This is a genomic window from Bacteroides sp. AN502(2024) (assembly GCF_041227145.1).
In the GTDB taxonomy this organism is placed as follows: Bacteria; Bacteroidota; Bacteroidia; order Bacteroidales; family Bacteroidaceae; genus Bacteroides.
Map to the genome: position 1 here is coordinate 1 of NZ_JBGFSP010000007.1, position 3,020 is coordinate 3,020.

1 protein-coding gene and 2 pseudogenes are annotated in these 3,020 nt (G+C 42.5%); all 3 read left to right on the top strand.

Features of this window, described 5'->3' with window-relative positions; all coding sequences use genetic code 11:
• The first annotated feature begins 61 nt into the window (after window positions 1-61).
• The 3 genes and pseudogenes from AB9N12_RS16770 to AB9N12_RS16780 all read left to right on the top strand — a co-directional run bounded on the left by AB9N12_RS16770 (window position 62) and on the right by AB9N12_RS16780 (window position 2,937).
• On the top strand, window positions 62-823 hold the full coding sequence (locus AB9N12_RS16770) for a DUF1295 domain-containing protein (RefSeq protein ID WP_369892327.1): 762 nt from the start codon (window positions 62-64) through the stop codon (window positions 821-823).
• 48 nt (window positions 824-871) lie between these two features.
• Window positions 872-2,093 (top strand): annotated as a pseudogene (locus AB9N12_RS16775) (NADH:flavin oxidoreductase).
• Window positions 2,090-2,937: pseudogene (locus tag AB9N12_RS16780) on the top strand (SDR family NAD(P)-dependent oxidoreductase). Before AB9N12_RS16775 ends, AB9N12_RS16780 begins: the two co-directional pseudogenes overlap by 4 nt.
• Window positions 2,938-3,020 lie beyond the last annotated feature (83 nt).

A 3,020-nucleotide genomic window follows, 5' to 3' on the forward strand; every position in this document is an offset into this window, starting at 1 on the left:
GGTTTTGTGCTGCAGATTTCCTCATTTTTGTTACTTTTGCACATTGCAAAAGAATATCTGTATGACTACCACTTCTTTTAATCTGTTTTTGAGCGCGATGAGCCTGATTGCTTTATTGGTTTTTATCGCCCTTTACTTTGTGAAAGCCGGCTACGGCATTTTCCGTACCGAATCGTGGGGTGTAGCTATCTCCAATAAACTAGCTTGGATATTGATGGAAGCTCCGGTTTTTATGGTAATGTGCGTAATGTGGATATATTCCGAGCGTCGGTTTGCGCCGGTGGTCTTCACTTTCTTCCTATTTTTTCAGATTCATTATTTCCAGCGTTCTTTCATCTTCCCTCTGTTATTGAAAGGAAAAAGTAAGATGCCGCTGGCAATCATGTCAATGGGTATTCTTTTTAATCTGCTCAATGGCTATATGCAAGGTGAGTGGATTTTTTATCTTGCTCCCGAAACGATGTATCAATCCGATTGGTTCACTTCGCCGTGGTTTATTATAGGCACGCTGCTTTTTTTCACAGGTATGCTGGTGAACTGGCATTCGGATCATATTATCCGGCACTTGCGCAAACCGGGAGATACCAGGCATTATCTGCCTCAAAAAGGAATGTACCGTTATGTCACTTCTGCCAACTATTTCGGGGAGATAGTAGAATGGGCAGGTTGGGCGATACTCACTTGCTCGCTTTCCGGACTTGTTTTCTTTTGGTGGACAATTGCTAATCTTGTTCCTCGTGCTAACGCGATCTGGTGTCGTTATCGTGAAGAATTCGGAGATGCGGTGGGCGAGCGGAAACGAGTGTTTCCTTTTCTTTATTAAGAACACTTTTTATCATGACTTGAATACGACTTAATTAATATAATTACTATGGAATCTAAACTTTTTAGTCCGGTAACCTTCGGTCCTCTGACATTGCGGAATCGGACAATTCGTTCGGCAGCTTTTGAGAGTATGTGCCCGGGGAATACTCCTACACAGATGTTATTGGATTACCATCGGTCGGTGGCTGCGGGAGGAGTGGGTATGACAACAGTGGCTTATGCCGCCGTGACGCAAAGCGGTCTTTCTTTCGATCGTCAGTTGTGGTTGCGTCCGTCTATTATTCCCCGTTTACATGAATTGACAGAAGCTGTACATAATGAAGGGGCGGCAGTGGGAATACAAATCGGACATTGTGGAAATATGTCCCATAAAAATATTTGTGGTGTTACTCCTATATCCGCATCTTCGGGTTTTAATCTTTATTCTCCTACGTTTGTGCGTGGAATGAAAAGAAAGGAGCTTCCGGAAATGGCACAAGCATATGGAAATGCTGTTAATTTGGCAAGAAAAGCTGGATTTGATGCCGTTGAAGTACATGCAGGACACGGGTATTTGATTAGTCAATTCTTGCTTCCCTATACCAATCACCGGAAAGATGAATATGGTGGTTCGCTTGAAAACCGGATGCGTTTTATGGACTTAGTGATGGAAGAAGTGATGAAAGAGGCGGGCAATGATATGGCCGTTTTTGTGAAAATGAATATGCGTGACGGTTTTAAGGGAGGAATGGAGATAGACGAATCTATACAAGTGGCTAAACGGCTCTATGGAACATGGAGTTCATGGATTGGTATTGAGTGGAGGTTTTGTGAGTCGGGCACCGATGTATGTGATGCGGGGTGCTATGCCAATCCGTTCGATGTCTTACTATATGAATTGTTGGTGGCTGAAATATGGAGTCCGTATGTTTGGTAAATGGATGATACCTTCCGTGCCTTTCAAAGAAGCGTATTTCTTGGAAGATGCGCTGAAATTCCGGGCGGCTCTTCCGGATGCACCGCTGATTTATGTCGGTGGTCTTGTTTCTCGGCAGAAAATAGACGAAGTGCTCTATTTTAGCTTTGATGCCGTACATGGGCTAGTTTACTCAACGAACCGGGGTTTGTGAATCGGATGAAAAAGGAAGAACAGGCGACATTGCAACTGTGGACACAGTAATTATTGTATAGGGCGTATGTATACGATAGAAATGGCTTGTCATCAACATTTGAAAGAACAATTACCTTTGTCTTTACAAAAGGAAATTGATAAATTGGAGAAAAAATGAGTGAAATGAAATGGGCGATTATCACTGGTGCGGACGGAGGAATGGGAACAGAAATAACACGTGCCGTAGCCAAAGCCGGTTATCGAATCATAATGGCATGTTATAACCCGCAAAAAGTGGAAATTGTTGGGAACGTCAAGGTTGAAAAACTGGAAATACGGATTTGGAAGTAATGCGTATTGATTTATTTTTCATGCAATCTGTCGTTTCTTTTGCTAATCAGATTTTAGAAAGGAATCTTCCAATTGCTTTGTTGATGAATAATGCCGGAACGCTGGAAACAGGATTTCATACTACTTCTGATGGATTTGAACGAACGGTAAGTGTGAACTATATGGGACCTTATCTGCTTACCCGAAATTAGTTCCGCTGATGGTGCGTGGGGCGCGTATCGTAAACATGGCCTCCTGTACATACGCGATCGGGTAAGCTCGATTTCCCATATTTCTTTCACAAGGGGAGAATGGGGAGTTTTTGGATAATTCCCGTTTACAGTAATACTAAACTGGCTTTGTTACTATTTACTTTTGACTCTCTGAGCAACTTCGTGGGAAAGGAATCACCGTCAATGCTGCCGATCCGGGAATTGTTTCTACTAATATGATTACGATGCATAAGTGGTTCTATTCGTTGACGGATATTTTTTTCCGTCCTTTTATCCGTAAGCCTGAGAAGGGTGCTTCTACAGCAGTTGGTTTGCTATTGGATGAAAAGGAGGCAGGCGTTACGGGACAACTGTATGTCAATAACCACCGGAAAACTTGTCTGATAAATACATGAATCATGTGCAGAAAGAGCAGTTGTGGGAGATGACGGAGCACTGTTGGCGAGTTGGCTGAAGTAGGATTTATAAGAAAATGTAAGGCAACTAGGGACATTTGATGAATATTCCTGAGTAATAATAAGAATTGATTCTATGATACCTAA

Excerpts from the sequence above, each read along its gene's own strand:
- AB9N12_RS16770 (WP_369892327.1), top strand. The coding sequence starts at position 62 with ATGACTACCACTTCTTTTAATCTGTTTTTGAGCGCGATGAGCCTGATT.